The organism is Streptomyces sp. HUAS MG56 (genome assembly GCF_058673395.1).
This window is the reverse complement of the sequence record NZ_CM178722.1, coordinates 8,417,139-8,438,659: the sequence shown is the minus strand read 5'-3', so window position 1 is coordinate 8,438,659 and position 21,521 is coordinate 8,417,139. Positions and strand designations below refer to the sequence as shown.

At 68.3% G+C, this 21,521-nt stretch carries 18 protein-coding genes, 1 tRNA gene and 2 pseudogenes; 15 read left to right on the top strand and 6 right to left on the bottom strand.

Annotated features, from left to right (window positions below; translation table 11 throughout):
• Positions 1-7: 7 nt before the first annotated feature.
• The 4 genes from AC4OXY_RS39120 to AC4OXY_RS39105 all read right to left on the bottom strand — a co-directional run bounded on the left by AC4OXY_RS39120 (position 8) and on the right by AC4OXY_RS39105 (position 4,440).
• On the bottom strand, positions 8-874 hold the full coding sequence (locus tag AC4OXY_RS39120; protein ID WP_228620846.1) for a carbohydrate ABC transporter permease: 867 nt from the start codon (positions 872-874) through the stop codon (positions 8-10).
• A complete protein-coding gene (locus AC4OXY_RS39115; protein ID WP_491992061.1) occupies positions 871-1,812 on the bottom strand; it encodes a carbohydrate ABC transporter permease in 942 nt (313 codons plus the stop codon). The genes AC4OXY_RS39120 and AC4OXY_RS39115 overlap by 4 nt, the downstream gene beginning before the upstream one ends.
• 51 nt (positions 1,813-1,863) lie before the next feature.
• Positions 1,864-3,222: an extracellular solute-binding protein gene (locus AC4OXY_RS39110; protein ID WP_491992060.1), complete on the bottom strand. Its 1,359-nt coding sequence runs from the start codon at positions 3,220-3,222 to the stop codon at positions 1,864-1,866.
• Between the two features lie 198 nt (positions 3,223-3,420).
• Positions 3,421-4,440 (bottom strand): LacI family DNA-binding transcriptional regulator, encoded by a 1,020-nt coding sequence (locus tag AC4OXY_RS39105; protein ID WP_356030758.1) that lies wholly within the window; start codon positions 4,438-4,440, stop codon positions 3,421-3,423.
• A gap of 446 nt (positions 4,441-4,886) precedes the next feature.
• Between AC4OXY_RS39105 and AC4OXY_RS39100 the strand changes: the two genes are divergently transcribed.
• The gene (locus AC4OXY_RS39100; protein ID WP_491992059.1) at positions 4,887-8,138 is read left to right on the top strand and encodes a discoidin domain-containing protein; all 3,252 of its coding nucleotides are present in this window, start codon (positions 4,887-4,889) and stop codon (positions 8,136-8,138) included.
• Positions 8,139-8,188: 50 nt separating this feature from the next.
• On the opposite strand, the gene AC4OXY_RS39095 is transcribed toward AC4OXY_RS39100, so the two are convergent.
• Positions 8,189-8,917, bottom strand: coding sequence for a terminase large subunit domain-containing protein (locus AC4OXY_RS39095; protein ID WP_491992058.1), 729 nt, complete (start codon positions 8,915-8,917; stop codon positions 8,189-8,191).
• Positions 8,918-9,327: 410 nt separating this feature from the next.
• On the opposite strand from AC4OXY_RS39095, the gene AC4OXY_RS39090 reads away from it, so the two are divergent.
• The 3 genes from AC4OXY_RS39090 (at position 9,328) to AC4OXY_RS39080 (ending at position 11,113) form a co-directional block, all read left to right on the top strand.
• On the top strand, positions 9,328-10,002 hold the full coding sequence (locus AC4OXY_RS39090) for a hypothetical protein (protein ID WP_491992057.1): 675 nt from the start codon (positions 9,328-9,330) through the stop codon (positions 10,000-10,002).
• Positions 10,003-10,024: 22 nt separating this feature from the next.
• A complete protein-coding gene (locus AC4OXY_RS39085; RefSeq protein WP_402064582.1) occupies positions 10,025-10,741 on the top strand; it encodes a hypothetical protein in 717 nt (238 codons plus the stop codon).
• Positions 10,742-11,026: 285 nt separating this feature from the next.
• Positions 11,027-11,113: transfer RNA gene (locus AC4OXY_RS39080), tRNA-Ser, on the top strand.
• Between the two features lie 254 nt (positions 11,114-11,367).
• On the opposite strand, the gene AC4OXY_RS39075 is transcribed toward AC4OXY_RS39080, so the two are convergent.
• Positions 11,368-11,703, bottom strand: coding sequence for a hypothetical protein (locus AC4OXY_RS39075; protein WP_491992056.1), 336 nt, complete (start codon positions 11,701-11,703; stop codon positions 11,368-11,370).
• Positions 11,704-11,989: 286 nt separating this feature from the next.
• Here AC4OXY_RS39075 and AC4OXY_RS39070 point away from each other — a divergent pair, with 286 nt between their 5' ends.
• From AC4OXY_RS39070 to AC4OXY_RS39020, 11 genes and pseudogenes are all read left to right on the top strand, one after another.
• Positions 11,990-12,187 carry a KOW motif-containing protein gene (locus AC4OXY_RS39070; protein ID WP_491992055.1) on the top strand — a complete coding sequence of 66 codons (198 nt, stop codon included), beginning with the start codon at positions 11,990-11,992 and terminating at the stop codon, positions 12,185-12,187.
• 159 nt (positions 12,188-12,346) lie between these two features.
• Positions 12,347-12,763: a hypothetical protein gene (locus tag AC4OXY_RS39065; protein WP_356030747.1), complete on the top strand. Its 417-nt coding sequence runs from the start codon at positions 12,347-12,349 to the stop codon at positions 12,761-12,763.
• 75 nt (positions 12,764-12,838) lie between these two features.
• Positions 12,839-13,102 (top strand): annotated as a pseudogene (locus AC4OXY_RS39060) (helix-turn-helix domain-containing protein); the annotation flags it as partial.
• Positions 13,071-13,829, top strand: a pseudogene (locus AC4OXY_RS39055) (NAD(P)-dependent oxidoreductase); the annotation flags it as partial. The pseudogenes AC4OXY_RS39060 and AC4OXY_RS39055, both read left to right, overlap by 32 nt.
• 436 nt (positions 13,830-14,265) lie before the next feature.
• Positions 14,266-15,291 carry a lytic transglycosylase domain-containing protein gene (locus AC4OXY_RS39050; RefSeq protein WP_491992054.1) on the top strand — a complete coding sequence of 342 codons (1,026 nt, stop codon included), beginning with the start codon at positions 14,266-14,268 and terminating at the stop codon, positions 15,289-15,291.
• A gap of 118 nt (positions 15,292-15,409) precedes the next feature.
• Positions 15,410-16,462, top strand: coding sequence for an RNA polymerase sigma factor (locus AC4OXY_RS39045; protein ID WP_491992053.1), 1,053 nt, complete (start codon positions 15,410-15,412; stop codon positions 16,460-16,462).
• A gap of 108 nt (positions 16,463-16,570) precedes the next feature.
• On the top strand, positions 16,571-17,500 hold the full coding sequence (locus tag AC4OXY_RS39040) for an ABC transporter ATP-binding protein (protein ID WP_491992052.1): 930 nt from the start codon (positions 16,571-16,573) through the stop codon (positions 17,498-17,500).
• Positions 17,497-18,267 carry an MlaE family ABC transporter permease gene (locus AC4OXY_RS39035; RefSeq protein ID WP_356030739.1) on the top strand — a complete coding sequence of 257 codons (771 nt, stop codon included), beginning with the start codon at positions 17,497-17,499 and terminating at the stop codon, positions 18,265-18,267. Before AC4OXY_RS39040 ends, AC4OXY_RS39035 begins: the two co-directional genes overlap by 4 nt.
• A gap of 3 nt (positions 18,268-18,270) precedes the next feature.
• Entirely contained in the window at positions 18,271-19,095 is an 825-nt protein-coding gene (locus AC4OXY_RS39030) for an MlaE family ABC transporter permease (protein ID WP_356030737.1), read from the top strand.
• 11 nt (positions 19,096-19,106) lie between these two features.
• A complete protein-coding gene (locus AC4OXY_RS39025) occupies positions 19,107-20,363 on the top strand; it encodes an MCE family protein (protein ID WP_362819887.1) in 1,257 nt (418 codons plus the stop codon).
• Complete coding sequence (locus tag AC4OXY_RS39020) at positions 20,360-21,400, top strand: MCE family protein (RefSeq protein ID WP_362819888.1); 1,041 nt, start codon at positions 20,360-20,362, stop codon at positions 21,398-21,400. Before AC4OXY_RS39025 ends, AC4OXY_RS39020 begins: the two co-directional genes overlap by 4 nt.
• Positions 21,401-21,521: the final 121 nt, after the last annotated feature.

Genomic DNA, 21,521 nt, shown 5'->3' with positions numbered 1-21,521 from the left:
GATGGTGTCAGCCCTTGAGGCTGCCGGCGGTGAGCCCGGACATGATGTTGCGTTGGAAGATCAGGAAGAAGACCACCGTCGGCACGGCGGAGATGGCCGAGGCGGCGATCAGCACGTTCTCCGGCACGCCCAGGGAGAGCGAGTAGATGCCGGCGTTGAGCGTCTGCCTGGTCGGGTCGGGCTCGGCCAGCAGCGGCCAGAGGAAGTCCTTCCACACGTTGACCAGGGCGAAGATGGACACCACGCCGATGATCGGCCGGGACATGGGCAGCACGATGGAGAGCAGTGTGCGCAGCGGTCCGGCGCCGTCGATGGCGGCGGAATCGAGCAGTTCCTGGGGCACGGAGTCGAAGAAGCGCTTCAGCAGGTAGATGTTGAAGGCGTTGGCCACCGATGGGAGCCAGATCGCCCAGGGGGAGTTGAGCAGGTTCTGGTGGATCAGCGGCAGGTCCAGCACGGTCAGGTACTGCGGGACGACCAGCACCATGGCCGGGATCATGAGGGTGGCCAGCATCAGGCCGAGGATCGCGTTGCCCAGCGCCGGCCGTAGTTTGGACAGCGAGTAGGCCGCGGCGACGTCCAGGACGAGCTGGAAGGCGAGTGCCCCGAAGGCGTACCAGAGCGTGTTGAGCAGCAGGTGGGCGATGTTGAGGCGAGTCCACGCGTCGCTGTAGTTGGAGGCCTCGATGTGGTGCGGGTAGAAGGTGGGCGGGGTCTGGATGGACTCGGTGGTGCCCTTGAGCCCGCCCGTCACCAGCAGGTAGAGGGGGCCGAGGAAAGCCAGCGTGAAGGCGGCGACGACCAGGATCAGCGTCGCGCGGTAGAGCGTGCGGTTCAGCTGGGCCGGATTGACCAGGGTGCGGGTGTCGCTCATGACTCCAGCCTCCGGTTGAGTCGCACGTAGATCACCGAGAATCCGGCGAGCACCAGCAGCAGGAGCAGCCCGAGGGCGCAGGCGGCGCCGTAGTTGGAGAAGTTGAAGGCGTACTGGTAGATCAGGTAGACGACGGTGGTGGTCGAACCCTCCACCCCCTGGCCGCCGTTGGTGAGGATGAAGGGCTCGACGAAGACCTGCATGGTGGCGACGATCTGAAGCATCAGCATCAGCGAGAGGACAAGCCGGGTCTGTGGGATTGTCACGTGCCAGACGCGCCGCAGCAGTCCGGCTCCGTCCAGTTCGGCGGCCTCGTAGAGCTCACCGGGTATGTTCTGCAGCGCCGCGAGGTAGATCAGCGTGGCGCTGCCCATGTTCATCCAGGTGGAGGCGATGACGACGGCGAGCATCGCCATGTCCGGGGACTGCAGCCAGCCGGAGGCGGGCAGGTGCAGCAGCTGCAGTGACCGGTTGATCGGCCCGTACTCGGGGTTGTACAGGTACTTGAACAGCAGCAGTGAGGACACCGGCGGAAGCATCACCGGCAGGTACACCAGGATTCTCAGGTAGCCGCGCGCGTGCCGCAGTTCGTTCATCACCACGGCCGTGACGAACGGCAGCGCGAAGCCGAACAGCAGGGCCAGGCCGGTGAACTCGGCGGTGTTCCGCCAGGCCGGCCAGAAGCTGGGATCGTGCACGATCTGGTCGAGGTTGTGCAGGCCGACCCAGGTAGTCCTGCCCGCCTTCGCCTTCTGGAAGCTCATGATCACTTCCCGGACCATGGGATACCACTGGAAGCAGGCGAAGCAGAGCACCGCGCCGATCAGGAAGCCGTGTGCGGTGAGGTTGCGCTGTACGGATCTACGCAGTGCCCCGGCCCGGCCGGCCGCCCTGGCGGGCGGCGCGTCGGTTCCGGAGGATGCGGTCACGACCGCCATCGTCGATCTCCTTGGGAGGCTGCTCGTCCCGGGGCCTGGCGGCCCTTGCGGCTACTGGGCGTTGGCGAGGACCTGATTGACCTGCTGCTCAGCGGTGTCCAGCAGCTTCTTCAGGTCTGCGTTGCGGCTCGTCAGTGCGGACGCCATCGTGGTGTCCAGGATCTTGTAGATGGCCTGGGCGTTGGCGGGCTCGGTGACACCCGGGACGTTGGCCTTGACGAAGGGGTCGAAGGCCTTCACCGACATGGTGGCGTTTTCGGCCTTGAGCTGGGTGTCCTTGGTAGCGGTCGCGCCCTGGAACAGCTGCGGCTCGGGCAGGCCGACCGCCTGGCCGGAGGCCTTGGAGCGGGGGTAGTTGTACTGCTGGCCCTGGCCCTCCGTCAGCCAGAGGTAGCTGAGCAGCTGGATCCCGGCCTTGATCTGCTCGGGGGTGTCCTTGACGTTGAACATGTAGTCGTCGCCGCCGGTGAGGGTTCCGGCGCCAGGTCCGTTCTGGCCGGGGACCGGGCCCATACCGAAGTCCTCGTAGTGGGCGCCGAGGCTCTGCACCATGTAGGTGATGTCGTCCGGGGCGGCGATGTACATTCCCAACTTGCCTGCGGCCATCTGCTTCTGGAGGTCACCCCACTTGTAGAGCTGGGTGCTGCCCATGACGTTGTCGTCGAAGCGGAGCTTGTGCAGGTTCTGCAGCACGGCCAGGCCCTGGGGGTTGTTGAAGGCCGCCTTGGTGCCGTCGTCGCTCACCATCCGGCCGCCCTGGGCGTAGATCTCGGCGGTGAAGTGCCAGCCTCCGTTGTTTCCCGCGCTGTAGTCGCCGTAGCCCGCGATGCCCTTGCCCAGGGCGGCGATCTTCTTGGCGTCGGCCTCGACCTCGGCCCAGCTCTGCGGCGGTTGGTCAGGGTTCAGCCCGGCCTTCTTGAAGAGCTTCCGGTTGATGATCACACCCATGGTGTAGTTGGTGCGCGGAATGCCGTAGATCTTCCCGTCGGCCTTCTGGGTGTCCCACACCGAGGACATGATGTCGTCCTTGACCGGCAGGTTCTCCGAGGTGACGTACTTCGTGATGTCGGCCGCCTGGCCGGCGTCCAGGACCTGCTGCTTGTCCGTGAAGTAGGTGTAGAAGACGTTGGGCTCGGTGCCACCCTTGAGTGCGGCTGTGAACAGTTCAGGGGTCTCGCACGGGAACGTGTCGATGCTCTTCACCGTGACGTTCGGGTGCAGCTTCTCAAAGGCCGCGATGTCGTCGGCCCACTGCTTGCGCTGAGTCGGGCGGCTGGTCGGCGGGGCACAGTCGATGGAGATGGTGACCTTGCCGTTGCTCGACTTGGTACCGCCGCTGGAGGAGCTGGAACAGGCGGCAGCGGTCAGGGTGAGAGCGCCGGCGATCAGCAGCGCTGCAGATCTGCGCATGGGTAGAAGACCCCTTCATGGGCGGAGTGCGTGGGATGTGGCGCGCCTCACTTAAGCACCGACCCGTCGGCCCTGCAATATCTCGACGGTATTTTGCAAGAATTCAACGCGAAACCGTGGTGCGAACAGCCACGAACAACGCAAGGGCCGCACCCCGTGGGGGTACGGCCCTTGCCGGCACTGCGAGTTGGCGCTCCGTCAGCTGCTGGGCTCTCTCCGTGCCAGACCGGTGGATCCGCGCACCACAAGCTCCGGCTCGAAGAGCAGCTCGTCGTGGGTGACCTTGGCGCCGGCCAGCTCCCCCACGAGCAGCTCCACGGCGGCGCGGCCCATCGCCTCGATGGGCTGACGGATGGTGGTCAGCGGCGGATCGGTGCAGGTCATGAAGGAGGAATCGTCGTAGCCGATGATCGAGACATCCCGGGGGACATCAAGCCGGCGCCTGCGGGCAGCGCGCACCGCCCCCAGGGCCAGCGGGTCCGAGGCGCAGATGATGCCGGTGACACCGCGCTGCAGCAGGCGCGCGGCCGCGGCCTGCCCACCCTCCAGGGAGAACAGCGCGTGTACGACATCCGCCTCCTCGAGCTCCAGTCCGGCACTCTCCAGTACCGTGCGAGCCGCCGCCAGCTTGCGCCGCGACGGCATGTGATCGGGCGGTCCGAGCACCAGGCCGATCCGCCGGTGGCCCAGCGACAGCAAGTGCCCGGCGCCCTGTTCCACCGCGACCGCGTCGTCGCAACTGACCTGCGGGAAGTCCAGGTCGGGTATGGCGGCGTTCATCAGCACCGTCGGCAGACCGCGGCGGGACAGCCGCGCGTAGTGCTCGTGCGGGGACTCGGCCTGGGCGTACAGGCCACCGAAGAAGATCACGCCCGAGACCTGCTGCTGGAGCAGGAGCTGCACATAGTCGGCTTCGGAGACACCGCCCGCCGTCTGCGTGCACAGCACCGGGGTGAAGCCCTGCTGCGCCAGTGCACTGCTGACCACCTCGGCGAAGGCGGGAAAGATGGGGTTCTGCAGCTCCGGCAGGACCAGCCCGACCAGCCTCGAGCGCTCGCCCCGCAACTGGGTCGGGCGCTCGTAGCCGAGCACGTCCAGGGCGGTCAGCACGGCCTCGCGGGTCTGCTCGGAGACACCGGGCTTGCCGTTGAGCACCCGGCTGACCGTCGCCTCGCTGACCCCGACTTTCCTGGCCACCTCGGCAAGTCGTCGCGTCATGGCTCAAGCCTAGAGCATGATCCGCAATTGACTTGCGGCCCTGCGTAAAAATTCGTCAGTCTTTGCAGCAAGAACGTCGGGGTAGCGACGGCAACAAGGCTCCACCCGGGGAGATTCGACGAAGGGCTAGATGCGCCCCAACCAGGGTTGCACGCCTTCTTTCTACGCCGACGCGCCTGCCTCCGGAGATCGGGAATTTGCAAGAAAAAGTTTGTTTGAAACAAACTCTGATCGGAATATTGCTCGTGTCTGTCCGAGCCAATACGGTGCTGCACGCGCCGCCGTCTGTGCTCCGATCCTCCCTCTCCACCTGTTCGCGCCTGCTCCACCTTGCCCGGCCACGAAGGGCCGGCGAAGCGCTGCGTCGTGCCCAAGGGCACCTGACCTCGGGCACCCCACCCGACGGCGGCACGCCTCACGACGGCTTCGACCCCAAGGAGCAACCCTTGTTCCAGTCGCTACGCACACTCAGACGCGCGGTCGCCCTGGGCGGCACCGGCGCACTGCTGGTCGCCACGAGCGTCCTCCTGGCGGCGCCCTCGGCATGGGCCGCCGCCACCGCCGCCACCGGCGGCAGCGGTGCCGCCCTGCCCTATGTCGAGGTCCAGGCGGAGAACGCCGCCACCAACGGCAGCGTCATCGGTCCCAGCTACACCCAGGGCCAGCTGGCCGACGAAGCCTCCTACCGCAAGGCCGTGACGCTGCAGGCGGCGGGCAAGTACGTCACCTTCACCACCCCGGTGGCCACGAACTCCATCAACTTCCGGTACAGCATCCCGGACAGCTCGAACGGGTCGGTCTACAACGCGCCGCTGTCCCTGTACATCAACGGCGCCAAGCAGAGCAACTTCACCCTGACCAACGCATACAGCTGGTTCTACGGCAGCTACCCCTTCACCAACAGCCCGGGCAGCAACCCGCACCACTTCTTCGACGAGGCCCATCGCCTCTTCACGCAGACCTATCCGGCCGGCACCACCTTCACGCTACAGGTGGACCCCGAGGACACCGCGTCGTCCTACACCATCGACTTCGCCGACTTCGAGCAGGTCGGTGCCCCGCTGACGCAGCCGGCCGGCTCGGTGTCGGTGACCAGCAAGGGCGCGGACGCGACCGGAGTCAACGACTCGACCAGCGCCTTCAACTCGGCGATCAGCGCCGCAGGCGCTGGTGGCACCGTGTGGATGCCGCCCGGCACGTACAAGATCCCGGGCCACATCGCGGTGAACAACGTGACGATCGCGGGCGCCGGCATGTGGTACTCGACGGTCACCGGGTCGGCGCCGGGCTTCTACGGCAACTCCGCGCCGTCGCCGAGCACCGGCGTGCACCTGGAGAACTTCGCGATCTCCGGTGACGTCCAGGACCGCAACGACGGCGCGCAGGTGAACGGCATCGGCGGCGCGATGAGCAACTCCACCGTGTCCGACGTGTGGATCGAGCACGAGAAGGTCGGCGCCTGGATGGACGGGCCGATGGACGGCCTGACCTTCAGCGGCATGCGGATCCGCGACACCACCGCCGACGGCATCAACTTCCACGGCGGCGTGACCAACTCCAAGGTCACGGGCAGCGACATCCGCAACACGGGCGACGACGGCATCGCGACCTGGGCGGACGCCGGCATCGGCGCGGACGCCAACGACACCATCTCCAACAACACGGTGCAGCTGCAGATGCTCGCCAACGGCATCGCGATCTACGGCGGGCACGACAACACCGTGAGCGGCAACCTGGTGCAGGACTCCGGCATCACCCAGGGCGGCGGCATCCACGTCGGGCAGCGGTTCAGCTCCACCCCGGTCGGCACCACGACCATCTCCGACAACACGCTGATCCGCAACGGAAGCCTCGACCCCAACTGGCAGTTCGGGGTCGGCTCTCTGTGGTTCGACGGCAGTCAGGGGGCCATCAACGGCCCGGTCAACGTGACCAATGCGCTGATCCAGCAGAGCCCCTATGAGGCGATCCAGTGGGTCGAGGGCACCGTCAGCGGTGTCCACCTCAACAACGTGACCATCGCCGGGACCGGCACCTTCGCCCTCCAGGAGCAGACCGGCGGCTCGGCGAGCTTCACCAACGTCACCGCGACCGGCGTCAACGGGCCCGCACCCGTCTACAGCTGCGAGGGTGGCAACTTCACGGTGACCGACGGCGGCGGCAACTCGGGCATCGGCGGCACCGCGTACTGCGGCGGGTGGCCCACCCCGGTCTACCCGCCCTATCCGGCCAGCACGGTCACCGCCTCCCCGAGCGCGCTGAGCTTCGGCTCACAGGCCGGCGGTACGACCAGCGCGGCGCAGACCGTGACGGTCGCCAACCCGACCGGTTCGTCCGCCACCGTCTCCTCCATCTCCACCAGCGGCGACTTCGCCCAGACCAACGCCTGCGGCTTCTCCATCCCGGCGAACGGCTCGTGCACCGTCAGCGTCACCTTCACGCCGACGGCGACCGGCAACCGCGCCGGAACGCTGACCGTCAACGCGGGCGGCACCACCAACACCGTCAGCCTCTCCGGCACCGGCACCGCCGCCGGACCCGCGCTGAACGCCAGTCCGACGAGCCTGTCGTTCTCCGACACGGTCGTCGGCTCCACCGCCTCCGCGAAGACGGTGACAGTGACCAACACCGGCACCACCACGGCGACCGTATCCAGCATCGCGGCGACGGGCGACTTCAGCCAGACCAACAACTGCTCCACCATCGCCGTCGGTGCGTCCTGCACGGTGAGCGTCACCTTCAAGCCCACCGCACCCGGATCCCGCACCGGCACCCTCACCGTGTCCAGCAACGCGAACAACAGCCCGCTCACGGTGGCCCTCTCCGGCAGCGGCATCGACAGCAGCACCAACGTGGCGGCCGGCCGGCCGGCATCGGCGAGTTCGAGCAACACCCCGTACGTCGCCTCGAACCTCACCGACTCCGACCCGTCCAGCTACTGGGAGGGCACCAACGGCTCGTTCCCGCAGTGGGCCCAGGTCGACCTGGGCCAGAGCTACAGCATCGGCAAGGTCGTCCTCAAGCTGCCGCCGTCGACGGCATGGGGGGCTCGCACACAGACCCTGTCACTGCTGGGTTCCACGGACGGCTCCACGTTCTCGACCATCGTGGGATCGGCCGGATACACCTTCGATCCCAACACCGACACCAACACGGTGACCATCACCTTCGACGCCACCACGGAGCGCTACGTGCGGGCGAACATCACCGCGAACACCGGTTGGAACGCGGCACAGTTGTCGGACTTCGAGGTGTTCACCAGCGGCAACGGCTCCGGCACCGTCAGCACCGATCTCGCGGCCGGCAAGGCCACCAGCGAGTCCAGCCACACCCAGACGTACGCGTCGTCCAACGTGACGGACGGCAACCAGTCCACCTACTGGGAGAGCGCCAACAACGCCTTCCCGCAGTGGGCGCAGGTGGACCTCGGCTCCCAGCAGAGCGCGTCCCGCGTGGTCCTCCAACTGCCCGCCGGCTGGGGCGCCCGCGACCTGACGCTGTCCCTGCTGGGCAGCACCGACGGCACCACCTTCTCCACCGTCAAGGCGTCGGCCACCTACACCTTCGACCCCGCCACCAGCAACACGGTCACCATCACTTTCCCCGCGAGCACCCAGCGGTTCTTCCGGGTGAACATCACGGCGAACACCGGTTGGCCGGCGGGACAGATCTCGGAGTTCCAGGTCTGGAACACCTGAACTGACCCGAACCCAAGATGCCGCCGGGCTCTGTGTGCTCGGCGGCACCGTCATGCCGTCGGTTTCGGCAGGCACAGACACCAGCAGGGACGTACCGGTGAGGTGCCGGTCCCGTTCTCGTGGCTCTTGGCCGCCGGGTCGACCGCGACGACCACCCTCTGAAGGTCCGGAAGGTGCTCGGGCCGGGGCCTGAAGCCCTCGACCTCCAGCATCCAGCCCTTCCACAGCGCACCCTCCACATCCTCCAACAGCTCACCCGACAGTTCCTGCCGACCGAGGCAGGTGCCGGCGTACTCCTCCTCCAGCTCCGCCCGCGGCGCCTCCCCGCCCTCCCGGTGCGCCTTCTCCTGCGACCGGCCGCGCTCGACGAGCCGCTTCACGTGAGGGAGCGGCTTCGGCGTCGTCGAGATGACGACCTGCGGGGTGTCCGCCTCGCGCAGGCAGAACCAGAGCATGTCGTACACCTCCTGCGCGGTATGCCGGGACCAAGCGGCGTACTCGTCACACCAGGCCTTGTCGAACGCCAGCCACGCAGGTTGTCCGGCGTCTCCGCGCCGAACCCCCGGATCAGCGTGCCGTTCTTCAACCGCGGCGTCGTCTCGCCCAGCGACGAGGGGCAGCGAACGGCACAGCCCGCCGGCGCTGACCGGACAAGCGCAAGCGGAAGGTAGCCGACGATCTCCGGTTACCGAAACCGGGGATCCTCCGGACCATTTGATACCCACAAACCCCACGCCACGCCCCTGGCCCCGCCGTCTCCACCGCAGCCGAGCGCGCATCGCCCCCACCGCCGGACCACGCCCGACAAACACCCCCGCATGAAGGCACCGCACGTCATGCCCCGAGCACCGCCTGCCCGCACACCCCCGAACCGCCCACCAGCACCAACCGATCTCACGACACCGCACACAAGGAAACCGCCCGTGCCCTCCACCGTCCGCCCCGAAGTCATCCTCCTCATCACCAAGTTAGACTTCAGCCACCCCGACATCCGAACGCGCCCGTACCACCGCGACGGACGCCCGGGTCGGTAATGCCGATCGCGCGAAGCGGCGCAGATACGAGGTCCCTTCAGTCAGCCTCACGAGACGGCCTATCCAGCTGCTGGAGGGGATGCCGGGATATGCCATGATCCCTGTGACCGAAGAGGGTTGACCACCCTCATGACACAAAAGCAGGGGGATTCTCCGTGCGCTCATCCAACATGCGCCGTGGCGTGCTCGCTGGCGCCGCCGCCCTCACTACTGCCGCCATGCTGTTCTCCGCAGCGCCCATCGCTCTGGCTGACGACGCTCCTGACGGCAATGCCGTCGTGTCCGCTTCCCAGACCGGGGGCGCTGATGCCACGGGTGACGGGCTCGCGCTCGTGAGCAATGAGCAGTACGTGCAGACCTTCGGGGCTTCGAAGGCTCTGGCCCAGGGGCTCTCTCAGGAGACCGTCGACCAGGCCGAGGAGGGCATTGCGGCGGACGGAGCAGCTGTGTCCAGCGCAGCCTCTGACCACTGGAGCGTGGTGAAGTTCGTTGGCACTGATGCCGACGGGCGTCACATACCCACTCGACAGGGCAACCGGAACTTCGGATGGGTCCACTTCTCCGGCCCGCACAACATCACGAGCCAGAAGGTCGTCAAGGTGGCCGTCAGCGAGCACCCCGAGAAGAAGAACGGGGCTCGCTTGGAATACGGCGCTGTACTGACCGATGGACTCGGAATGATCCTCGCCAGGGTCAAGGTCATCGCGCAGTACAGCTGGGAGACGGCGGATCACAAGTACCAGCTGGCCGATCGTGGCCAGAAGATCGGTGTCATCACCGCCTATTGCCAGGGCACCAACAAGTGCCCCGATGCCTTGAACCGTGTGTGATCTCTGACCAGGGAATTCAGTGATGCAGTGGAATGCAGTGGGTCTGTCCGGGCTTCATTCTCAACTTGCTCGTGAGCTGCTGAACTGGGTGGCAGCTCCGTTGGCCGCCGGCAAAAGCCTGCTGGTCCGTGGAGTCGTGGAGCCTGGAGACCGTCCCGGTGCAGGACGCGTGATCCTGTGGGACGGACAGAACCTGACCACGTCAGTGGGGTATGACGTACCGCTCGTGGATGCAGAGGGAGGGAACATCCCTCCTGCCGATCTTGCAGCGGCACTCCGCAGAGAACTCAGCGGCCAATCGATTCCTGAGTGCACCGAGGAGACACCGCGAGACGCGTTCGGCATTCCTGTGATCGATGCGACGGAACTCGTGCACGACTTCATGGAACGGCCGCGGTTCCACATCACTGATGCTCTGTGGGCCGCAGGTGCGGCGTTCGCGGCTCCCCTGGAAGCAGAAGAGCCGGCGGAACTGCGACTGCGGGGATTCCTGCTACTGGACGACCGTAGCTGTCGTCTGTACCTGGACACCCCGGACTCGGAGGGCGCCCCTCCGATCGGGGTCGACCTGCCGTTGCGGGACGAATCAGGGCTGGTGACCGTGGGCGTCACCGGGGCGTCCGCTGCCTTGCCGACGCTGTTGGACACAGGTGAACTGGAGCGCATGCGCAAGAACGACGACCAAGATCCGTACTGCTCGGCCGTCTACGACCTGGTGGGCTGGCTCATGGGCAGTTGATGTCCTTGGGAGGGTGACGGCAGCGCTGACGGCAAGGACGGCACACCGTGACCGGTGACCACAACGTCAGCGGCCAAGGCGGAGGAACGCCACGCCCTCACCCAAGAGGCTGCCCGATCCTACGGGTCATAAGGTCATAGTCCGTGGGTTGAGCAGGGCCGGGGCCGACGATGCAGCGGTGCTGGCGGCTGGAGAAGAGCCAGTGGACTCCGTGTGGAACACGCCCCCGCAAGGCGGCGAATCCCGGTGTACGCCTCCCCACTCCGTCCCAGGTGGAGGGCGCGGGGAGGCGTGCCCGAGCGGCCGAAGGGAACGGTCTTGAAAACCGTCGTGGCAGCGATGTCACCGTGGGTTCAAATCCCACCGCCTCCGCGCGATGAATAGTGAGAACGACCCCTGACCAGGCAAGACGGTCAGGGGCCGTTCCGCTGAGCGCTGCCCGCTCGCGACCGTGGTTCCCCGTGGTTCCCCGCACGTTCGGGCACGGATGGGGCACGGGCGCCATCTGTGCCGCAGCTCTACCGAGATCGGTCATTGAAGGTCATACAGGTCGCCGGGACGCCCGTGAAGGCCACGGCTGGGCGCTGCCGGTTGCCGGGGTTGCTGTACTTCGCTGCTGTACCGCATCACAGCTCCACTCGGGACTCCGTCTCGCGGCTCCCCTGCCCCAACACGGCATACGCCGACCTGAACGGCAGGCCGCGGAGGGTCGGCTCCATAACCTTGAAGAGCGCTTCTGCATCCGCCCCGTAGGCATACAGTACTGCCTCACCTCCACCGAACTCGTTCCCGTCGACCTCACCGACTCCCGCCTCCGCGACCGCGGCCGCCATAGCCCGCTCGGCATCGAAGATCGCTTCGCGCTCGGCACGAGAGCCGTACTGGTCATCACTCAGGCGATAGTGGGCAATAACGGCTTGTTCGGGTGTCTCCGGTTCGGGGAGATCGAAGAGCGTGTCCATGGGCGCACGATCTCATCGGCCTCTGACAACCTGCCTGCGGCAGGCCCTGCGCAGTGCTGGAACATGCACGCTTTCCAACTGTGTTGGTGGGGCGGTGGGGTGTGTGCAGGGGGGTTCACCTGGGTTCATGGGCGGCTCCCTCCCGACGCCCGGACGGCTTCGCTCCTCGCCTGAACGACCGTGAACGGGGATGAATGAGACGGAAACTGATTCGGTCCTTGGCGCCGGCACCGTAGGGCCTTGGGGAGCCACCCTCCAAGTCCGGGCCGAACCACACCACTAGGGAGTGAGCACGCCGATCACCCCGGAGCTACAGCCAGGGGATACCGTCCTGGTGACTGACGGACGGTTCGCGCAGTCAACGGGCCCGGTTCGCGCCATTGACCAGGAGCGAAACCGAGTACAGCTGGTTGTGCAGATCTTCGGAGACGACACGCGCATCGACATCCCTCTCGACACGGTGGAGAAGGTGCCCAACGCCTGAGGGTCGCCTCTCAGCTTGGGAAGCTAAAGGCTGTCCCGCTATCGGCGTGTCCACACTCCTCATGTGGTATAGCCGCACTCGCTGGGCGGCCGACTGGCCAGATCGGGCACCAGGAATCCGGCTGGGCCCGCCCGCGGACGATGCGTACCCTGTCGGACCATGTGCTACCACGCGTTCAATGGCGCCTTCCGGCACTACGTGTGTATCGCGTGCCGGCTCTCCTTCAAAGGCAGCACCTGGCCGATCCGGAAGCGCACCTGTCCTGGCTGTCGTGAACAGCTCGTCTTCGCCGGCTACGACTTCGCCGCGCCCCGGCGACGCGACACGAAGGCATGGTCCGTCGTTGCGACCGTACTCGCGGAGGGGCTGACCTACGATCACCGCCCTGGCTGCGGCTGCTCGCGGCTCCCCTCCTTCCGACCCCGGACTCGAGCTCAGGTGCGTGTCCGGCGCCGTGCAGCCGAGCGGCTGGGCCTGCCTCTGTCGGTGACCCTCGCTCGCCGCGACGCCTTCACCTCGGAGAGCCGCGACGAGCAACCGCCCTCTCCGTCGGCCGCGAAGCGCGATACGACCTGAGCGTCGCGTCGACGCGGCATGCCGCGCTGGCGATGTGAGCGGTCAGGGCGTGGTTCGCCTTGAGAAGATCCCGCTGTGGCTGGAGTCATCACGGCAGCGGAACTGTCCTGGATACCCCCGTTCACTGGACTGCGCTCGCGCGATTTTCGAAAGCTGGTCACACTTTTGCGCCGAGAAGGCGCCGATCGGACTCGCCGAGGGCGTCCCTGGTCACTGCCGCTGGAAGATCGGGTGCTCCTGGTCGTCGCCTACTGGCGGACCAACCTGACGTTGCGGCAGCTCGCCCCACTGTTCGGCATCTCCGAGGCATCCGCTGACCGGATCATCGATCACATCGGCAAGGGTCGCGGACACCGCCGCTGAGGCGGTCACAGCGAACACGCTGATCGTCCTTTGCCTGTTGGACGACGCCTCGGTCGATGAGGTGCTGGCTGGCACCGACCTGGTCGGCAGGGACCTGGTCAACCTGACCACCAGCACCCCCGCCCAGGCCCGCGCCCGCGCCGAGTGGGCCCGCGAGCGCGGCGCCCGCTACCTGGACGGCGGGATCATGGCCGTCCCTCCGATGATCGGCGTCCCGGAAGCCGGCGGCTACGTCTTCTACAGCGGCTCGCGGGAGCTGTTCGAGCGGCACCAGGAGACTCTTAGCGTTCCGGTCGGCACTACCTACGTCGGCGAGGACGCGGGTTTCGCGGCCCTGCACGACGTGGCCCTGCTCAGCGCCATGTACGGGATGTTCGCCGGCGCCGCGCACGCCTTCGCCCTGATCCGTAAGGAGGACATCGACCCCGCGGCGCTCGCTCCGCTGCTCGCCGACTGGCTTGTCGCGATGGCCCCGGCCGTTCACCAGACCGCCGACCATTTGCGGAGCGGCGACTACACCAAGGGCGTCGTCTCCAACCTCGCCATGCAGGTGGCTGGCACGCCGACCTTCCTGAGCACCGCCGAGCAGCAGGGTGTCAGCCCGCAACTGCTCAGCCCGTACTTCGAGCTGATGCGCCGCCGCCTGGCCAAGGGCAGCGGCGAGGAAGACCTGACGGGAGTGATCGACCTGCTGGTGAACTGACCAGCCACGTGCCGTCACAGAAGCGATCGTGCTGGTCACAGTCCTCAACGAGACGCTGTGACCAGCACTTTCACAACACGCCCTAGAACACCGCGGGCTTGCCGGAGATCCTTGACGACGGTCAGGGCCAACCTGCACCTCCCCCCTCACTTCAACGCCCCTGAATGGGCGTACAGAAAGATGAAACAGCGTCAGGAATGCCGAAGAACCCTCATCCGGCTCAGCCCCACACGATCGAGTGAGGAACATCCTGGCCAGCACCTGGAACAACGCCTTGGCGATGGATGCTCTGCTGACGAACATCGGGGTTGTTGCACACGCGTGTGTACCCCGGTCCCGAAAGGGCTCCCGCGCCATCCGCCCGGTTCCGCGCGACGGACCCGCCCTCCGGCCGCGTAGAGCGGACGACGGATTCACCCACGGAGGGGACTGCACTGTGACAGCGCGTGCACTCAAGGGGGCACTGAGGGGTGCCAGGGGTACGGCGATCGCGGCGGCGGCGATGGCCGTGCTGACCGCATCGCAGGCACCGGGGGCGGTCTCGGCCGAGGCCGCGGAGCCCGCGCGGAAGGCGGTGCCCGCCGGGCACGGCGCCAGCGTGTCCGGCGACGCCCCGTACCGCACCGGCCTTCCCCCGCTGCGGACACGGAAAGACGGCTCGGCACCGGAAGTGACGGTCGGCGGCGCCCTGCCCGCGACCGTGTTCGCCGCGTACCGGCGTGCCGAGGAGGAACTGGCGCGCAGCGCGCCCGGGTGCCGGCTGCGCTGGCAGCTGCTGGCCGCGATCGGCCAGGTGGAGTCCGGGCAGGCATGGGGTGGCCGGGTGACCCCGGACGGTACGACCGTGACGCCCATCCTCGGCCCGCGGCTGACCGGCGGCGCCTTCGCCGTCGTGCCGGACACCGACGGCGGCGCGTACGACGGGGACCCGGTGTATGACCGCGCGGTCGGCCCGATGCAGTTCATCCCGTCCACCTGGGCCCGCTGGGGCGCGGACGGCAACGGCGACGGACGGTCGGACCCGAACAACGTCTACGACGCGGCGCTCGCCGCCGGCCGCTACCTGTGCGCGGGCGGCCGCGACCTGTCGAACCCCGCCGACCTGGACCGGGCGATCCTGGGCTACAACCACTCGGACGCCTATCTGCGCACCGTCAAGGCCTGGTACGCGTACTACCTGACCGGACACCGCGTGGTGCCGGACGCGTCCACCGGATCCCGGTCGGACCGGCCGAAGCCGTCCCGCCCGCAGAGGCCGAAGCCCTCGCCGCCGAAGTCGTCGCATGACCGGAAGCCGGTCCCTGGCCCTTCGCCCACGTCGTCGGCGCCGCCCGCCTCCCCCTCCCCCAGCCCGTCCCCAACGGCGGGCGTGCCGAAGGCGTCCGGGACGCCGCTCGTCCCCGTCCCCGAGCCGACTCTGACGCTGCCCGGCGGCGGCGTGCTGCCCGACGCGGGGCCGTGACCATCGGCAACGGCTGGAACACGATGAGCGCCTCCCCCTCCACAACTGCGACTACTCGGCGGTAATGTCGCCGTCCGCCGGAAGCACAGGACCGGCGGGTGAGTGCGAAGGGGCCCTCATGGCGACGGACATGCCTGCGGACACAGCGGCCGCCGACGAGCGTTGGCAGCGCATGTGGAGCCATCGCGAGCAGCTGCTCAAGGTGGCCCGGCGACGCTCCATGAGTCAGGAGGACGCCGAGGACGCCGTGCACGAGGCGATGCTGCGGGCCGCGGAACGCCCGGACCTCGACGACGAGCGGCTCGGCGCCTGGCTGACGACGGTGACGATGCGGCTGTGCGTCGACCGGTACCGGCAGGTCAACCGAGAGGCCGAGGTGGGCAGCCGCCCCACGCTCGTCGCGCCGGGCCCGGTACCCGTCGAGGAGGCGGTGTGCGACCGGGCCGAGGCGAAGTGGCTCGCCGTGCGCAGCGGTGAGCTGCCCGCCCGGCAGGCGGAGGCGCTCCGGCTGAAGTCCGAGGACCTGGACGTGAGTCAGGTCGCGGTGCGGATGGGGCTCAGCTACCGGACCGTCGAGTCGCTGCTGGCCCGGGCCCGGCGGACGCTGCGCGCCTCGCTGGCCGGGACGCTGGGGCTGGTGATGTTCCTGGTCGGGCGCGGGCGGCTGCGCGGGGGTGGCAAGGCCCAGGTGGTCGCGGCGACCTCGACGGCGGCGACCCTGGCGGTGGCGGGGCTCGTGCTGCCGTACGCGCTCAGTACGGGCGGAAACGGGAACGGTGCGGCGCCGCGGCCGGCCGTGTCCAGCGGCGCGCAGGTGCGGCGCAGCGACGACGCCACGGGCCGGGGGAACACCCCCGAGACGCGCACCTCCTCGCCCCCGGCGCCCGGGACCCGGCGTCGGACGCCCTCGCCGACCGGGGGGAAGTCCCAGCCGCTGCCGGTGCCCGTGCCGTCCCTGCCGGGCGTGTCCTCGTCCGCGCTCCCGGGGCTGTCGGCGCCACAGGTCCCGCGGCTGCCCGGCGTACCCGAGGTGCCGGGCCTGCCGACGAGGTCGGCCGCCTCGTCGGTCCCGTCGCTGCCCCCGGCCCCGGCGGTACCGGCCGCTCCGTCCTCCGCCCCTGTCCCTGCCCCGAGGACGCCGTCGAATACGCCGTCGCCGAAGCTGCCGTAGCACGCCGTAAACACGTCCGAAAAAATTTCCCGGTCGTCGCGACGGACGTCCCTCGCCTCCCCGTAGAGCAGATGTCGGAGCTGCTCCACGGGCGAAGGGTGGGACCGGATGGGTGTCGAGATCTGTGTGGAAGGGCTGACCAAGTCCTTCGGCCACCAGGTCATCTGGCAGGACGTCTCGCTGACGCTGCCCGCCGGGGAGGTGTCGGTGATGCTCGGCCCCTCGGGGACGGGCAAGTCGGTGTTCCTCAAGACGCTCGTGGGGCTGCTGAAGCCGGAGCGCGGCTCCATCACGATCCAGGGCCGGGACATCACCAGGCTCCGTGAGCACGACCTGTACGAGGTGCGGAAGCTTTTCGGCGTGCTGTTCCAGGACGGCGCGCTGTTCGGCTCGATGAACCTGTACGACAACATCGCCTTCCCATTGCGCGAGCACACCCGCAGGTCCGAGAGCGAGATCCGGCGCGTCGTGCTGGAGAAGATGGACATGGTCGGGCTGATCGGCGCCGAGGAGAAGCTGCCCGGCGAGATCTCCGGCGGCATGCGCAAGCGGGCCGGGCTCGCCCGCGCCCTGGTCCTCGACCCGGAGATCATCCTGTTCGACGAGCCGGACTCGGGCCTGGACCCGGTCCGCGTGGCCTACCTCAACCAGCTCATCGTCGACCTCAACGCACAGATCGACGCGACCTTCCTGATCGTCACCCACGACATCGCCTCGGCCCGCCAGGTCCCGGACAACATCGGGCTGCTGTTCCGGCGCGAGCTGGTGCTGTTCGGGCCCCGCGAGGAGCTGCTGACCAGTGACGAGCCCGTCGTGCGGCAGTTCCTGAACGGCCGGATGCAGGGGCCGATCGGCATGGCGGAGGAGAAGGACGCGGCCCAGGTCGAGCAGGAGCTGGCCCGGATCGACGAGGGCCCACGCGTCCGGGACCTGACTCCCCGCCTACTGCCCAGCCCCGGCATCACCCGCCCGCCCCGCTGGGAGGCGATCGCGAGACGGGAGGCAGAGCTGCGCGGGACGGGGGTGAGCAGCGCATGAGACTCTCCCCGACAGGTGCGCTCCGGCACTCGGGCAACCTCTTCGCGATGGCCCTGGACGTCGTCCGGACCCTGCCCCGACGGCCCTTCCAGGCACGGGAGTTCATCCAGCAGGCGTGGTTCGTCGCAAGCGTCACGATCCTGCCGACGGCACTGGTCTCGATCCCCTTCGGGGCGGTCATCGCTCTGCAGATCGGCAGCCTGACCCGGCAGCTCGGCGCACAGTCCTTCTCCGGTGCCGCGTCCGTGCTCGCGGTGCTGCGCGAGGCCTCGCCGATCGTCACCGCGCTGCTCATCGCGGGCGCGGGCGGCACGGCGATCTGTGCGGACCTCGGGGCGCGCAAGATCCGGGACGAGATCGACGCGATGCAGGTGCTCGGCATCGACCCGATCCACCGGCTCGTCGTACCGCGCGTGCTGGCGTCGATGGTCGTGGCCGTGCTCCTCAACGGCCTCGTTTCGGTCGTCGGTGTCGCGGGCGGCTACTTCTTCAACGTCGTCCTCCAGCACGGCACGCCCGGCGCCTACCTGGCGTCCTTCACCACCCTCGCGCAGCTGTCCGACCTGTGGGCGGCAGAGGTCAAGGCGCTCGTGTTCGGGGCCATCGCGGCGATCGTCGCCTCGTACAAGGGGCTGACCGCACAGGGCGGTCCGAAGGGCGTGGGCGATGCCGTCAACCAGTCCGTGGTGATCACCTTCATGTTGCTGTTCGTGACCAACTTCGTGATGACCGCGGTGTACTTCCAGGTCGTCCCGCAGAGGGGTTAGCCGATGAGACCTCAAAAAGTCCTCGATCGCCCCTTGCGCTCACTCGAAGAGCTGGGCGCCCAACTGTCCTTCTACGGACGCTCCCTGGCATGGACGGGCCGCACCCTGCGCCGCTACAAGAAGGAGGTACTGCGGCTGCTCGCCGAGGTGAGCTTCGGGCGCGGCGCACTCGCCGTCGTCGGCGGCACGGTCGGCGTGATCGCGTTCCTGTCCTTCTTCACCGGCACCGAGGTCGGCCTCCAGGGCTACGCGGCCCTCAACCAGCTCGGCACCTCCAACTTCGTGGCGTTCCTGTCGGCGTACTTCAACACCCGGGAGATCGCCCCGCTGGTGGCCGGGCTCGCCCTGTCCGCGACGGTCGGCGCCGGGTTCACCGCGCAGCTCGGTGCGATGCGGATCAGTGAGGAGACCGACGCGCTGGAGGTGATGGGCGTCCCGTCGCTGCCGTTCCTGGTGACGACGAGGATGATCGCCGGCTTCGCCGCGGTGATCCCGCTGTACGTGATCGGGCTGCTCTCCTCGTACCTGGCCGCCCGCACCATCACCACCGGCTACTACGGGCAGTCGACGGGCACGTACGACCACTACTTCCACCAGTACCTGCCGCCCGTCGACGTCTTCTGGTCCTTCGGCAAGGTGATCGTCTTCGCCGTGCTGATCATCCTGGTGCACTGCTACTACGGCTACCACGCGAGCGGCGGCCCGGCGGGCGTCGGCGTCGCGGTGGGCCGTGCGGTGCGGACCTCGATCGTCGCCGTCAACGTCCTGGACTTCTTCCTGAGCCTCGCGATCTGGGGCGCCACCACGACCGTACGGATAGCGGGGTGAGAGCGGTGCGCATGCACAGAATGAGACTCAGGCTGTACGGCATCGCCTTCCTCGCCGTGCTCGCGCTGCTGCTGTCTCTCGCGGTGGCCGTCTACCAGCAGGCGTTCACGTCCGTCGTGCCCATCACCCTTCAGGCCGGCACCCTCGGCAACCAGCTCGATCCGCGCGCGGACGTCAAGCTGCGCGGGCTGCTGGTCGGCGAGGTGCGCGAGGTGCACGCGGACGGCACGAAGGCCACGCTCGACATCGCGCTCGATCCCCGGTACGTCCCGTACATCCCCTCGGACGTGCATGCCCGCCTGCTGCCCAAGACGCTGTTCGGCGAGAAGTACGTCGACCTGGTCCCGCCCCCGCACTCTGCGCGGTCGTCGGCTCGGCCCATCCGCGCCGGAGACGTCATCACCCAGGACCGCACGAAGGCCGGCATCGAGGTGCAGCAGCTGCTGAACGACCTGCTGCCGCTGCTGCGCACGGTCCAGCCGGGTGAACTCGACGCCACGCTCTCGGCGTTCGCCACCGCGCTGGAGGGCCGCGGCGACCGGATCGGTGACAACCTCACCCGCGTCGAGGGGTATCTGCGCCGTCTCAACCCGCACATGCCCTCCCTCAAGGAGGACATCTCGCGATTCGCGGACGTCGCCGAGGTGTACGGCGACGCCGCGCCCGACCTGATGCGGATCCTGCGCAACACGGTCACCACCAGCCGCACGATCGTCGACAAGAAGGACCAGCTGGCCGCCGCGCTCCGCTCCACCGCTTCCGTGGCGGACACGGCGAACGGCTTCCTGTCCGAGAACGGCGACCGGCTGATCACCCTGGGCCGGGTCTCCCGCCCCACGCTGGAGCTCTTCGCCCGCTACTCCCCCGAGTACCCATGCCTGTTCCAGGGCCTGGTCCGGCAGGAGAAGGCCTCGGAGGACGCGTTCCGGGGCGGCGAGATGCGGATCACTCTCGAAGTCGTCCGGCCGCAGGGGGCGTACCGGCCCGGTGAGGAGCCGGTGTACGGCGAGCGGTCCGGCCCGAACTGCCGTGGCCTGCCGCATCCTCAGGTGCCCGGCCCGAAACCCCGTCTCGACGACGGTACGTCGGCCGGAGGTTCCTCCGGCGCACTCCCCGGAGGTGTCAACGTGTCCGCCACCCGGGCCGAGCAGCGGGCCGTCGGCTCGCTCGTGGCCCCCGTCCTGGGCGTCCCCGCCGACCAGGTGCCGCCGGTCGCGACCCTGCTGTTCGGTCCGCTCGCGCGCGGAACGGCGGTGAGTGTCGTATGAACAGGTCAGGAGCCCGGCAGACCGCCGCCCCGCTGGTCAAGTTCAGCCTGTTCGCGCTGGTCACGATCGCGGCGACGGCGCTGCTCGCCGCCACCATCGTCAACATCTCCTTCACCCCGACGGACACCTACCACGCCGTGTTCACCGACGTCACCGGGCTGGAGACCGGCGACGACATCCGCGTGGCCGGAGTGCGGGTGGGAGAGGTCGAGGGCATCCGGATCAAGGACCGGACCCTGGCGGAGGTCACGTTCACCGTCGGCGCGGACCGGCCGCTGCTCGCAGGGACCCACGCGGTCGTGCGCTACCGCAACCTGGTGGGGCAGCGGTACATCGCGCTCACCGAGGGCCCCGGCGACATCACCGCCCGGCTGCGGCCGGGCGGCACCATCCCGCTGTCCCGGACCCAGCCGGCGCTGGACCTCAACGCCCTGCTGAACGGCTTCAAGCCGCTGTTCGCCGCGCTCAGCCCGAGCGACGTCAACCAGCTCGCCACCGAGATCGTCCAGACCCTCCAGGGCGAGGGCGGCACGGTCAACAGCCTCCTCGCGCACACCGCCTCGCTCACCACCACCCTCGCCGACCGCGACCAGCTGATCGGCTCGGTGATCGACAACCTCAACACCGTCCTGGACACGCTCGACAAGCGCGGCTCCCGCTTCTCCGAGCTGCTCACACAGCTGCGCCGGGTGGTCTCGGGGCTGGCCGCCGACCGCAGACCCATCGGGGAGTCGCTGGTGAGCATCGGCGACCTCACCGACGTCACGTCGGGGCTGCTGAAGGACGCTCGTCCGCCGCTGAAGGACGACATCGCCGGGCTCGGCGAGCTCACCGGAACACTGAACAAGAACGAGCACACCGTGGAGGGCGTCCTGCAACGGCTGCCGAACAAGCTCAACGCGCTGACCGGGACGGCGTCCTACGGATCCTGGTTCAACTTCTACCTCTGCGACTTCGACGGCCGGATCGTGCTGCCGAAGACCAAGCAGGTGATCACCCCGGACCTGCACGTGGCGCGGGCGAGGTGTGGCGGATGAGACTGCGTGTCCCAAGGCGGAGGCGCCGTCCTGAGCCGCTGGTGAAGGTACGGGTCCTGCCACCGAAGCTGCCGAGACTCCCCCGGCTGCTGCCGAAGCGGGGGCCCCGCCCCCAGCCCTT

Excerpts from the sequence above, each read along its gene's own strand:
- AC4OXY_RS39020 (WP_362819888.1), top strand. The coding sequence starts at position 20,360 with ATGAACAGGTCAGGAGCCCGGCAGACCGCCGCCCCGCTGGTCAAGTTC.
- AC4OXY_RS39035 (WP_356030739.1), top strand. The coding sequence starts at position 17,497 with ATGAGACTCTCCCCGACAGGTGCGCTCCGGCACTCGGGCAACCTCTTC.
- AC4OXY_RS39040 (WP_491992052.1), top strand. The coding sequence starts at position 16,571 with ATGGGTGTCGAGATCTGTGTGGAAGGGCTGACCAAGTCCTTCGGCCAC.
- AC4OXY_RS39115 (WP_491992061.1), bottom strand. The coding sequence starts at position 1,812 with ATGGCGGTCGTGACCGCATCCTCCGGAACCGACGCGCCGCCCGCCAGG.
- AC4OXY_RS39095 (WP_491992058.1), bottom strand. The coding sequence starts at position 8,917 with ATGCGCGCTCGGCTGCGGTGGAGACGGCGGGGCCAGGGGCGTGGCGTG.
- AC4OXY_RS39075 (WP_491992056.1), bottom strand. The coding sequence starts at position 11,703 with ATGGACACGCTCTTCGATCTCCCCGAACCGGAGACACCCGAACAAGCC.
- AC4OXY_RS39085 (WP_402064582.1), top strand. The coding sequence starts at position 10,025 with ATGCAGTGGAATGCAGTGGGTCTGTCCGGGCTTCATTCTCAACTTGCT.
- AC4OXY_RS39045 (WP_491992053.1), top strand. The coding sequence starts at position 15,410 with ATGGCGACGGACATGCCTGCGGACACAGCGGCCGCCGACGAGCGTTGG.
- AC4OXY_RS39120 (WP_228620846.1), bottom strand. The coding sequence starts at position 874 with ATGAGCGACACCCGCACCCTGGTCAATCCGGCCCAGCTGAACCGCACG.
- AC4OXY_RS39105 (WP_356030758.1), bottom strand. The coding sequence starts at position 4,440 with ATGACGCGACGACTTGCCGAGGTGGCCAGGAAAGTCGGGGTCAGCGAG.
- AC4OXY_RS39030 (WP_356030737.1), top strand. The coding sequence starts at position 18,271 with ATGAGACCTCAAAAAGTCCTCGATCGCCCCTTGCGCTCACTCGAAGAG.
- AC4OXY_RS39110 (WP_491992060.1), bottom strand. The coding sequence starts at position 3,222 with ATGCGCAGATCTGCAGCGCTGCTGATCGCCGGCGCTCTCACCCTGACC.
- AC4OXY_RS39025 (WP_362819887.1), top strand. The coding sequence starts at position 19,107 with ATGCACAGAATGAGACTCAGGCTGTACGGCATCGCCTTCCTCGCCGTG.
- AC4OXY_RS39065 (WP_356030747.1), top strand. The coding sequence starts at position 12,347 with ATGTGCTACCACGCGTTCAATGGCGCCTTCCGGCACTACGTGTGTATC.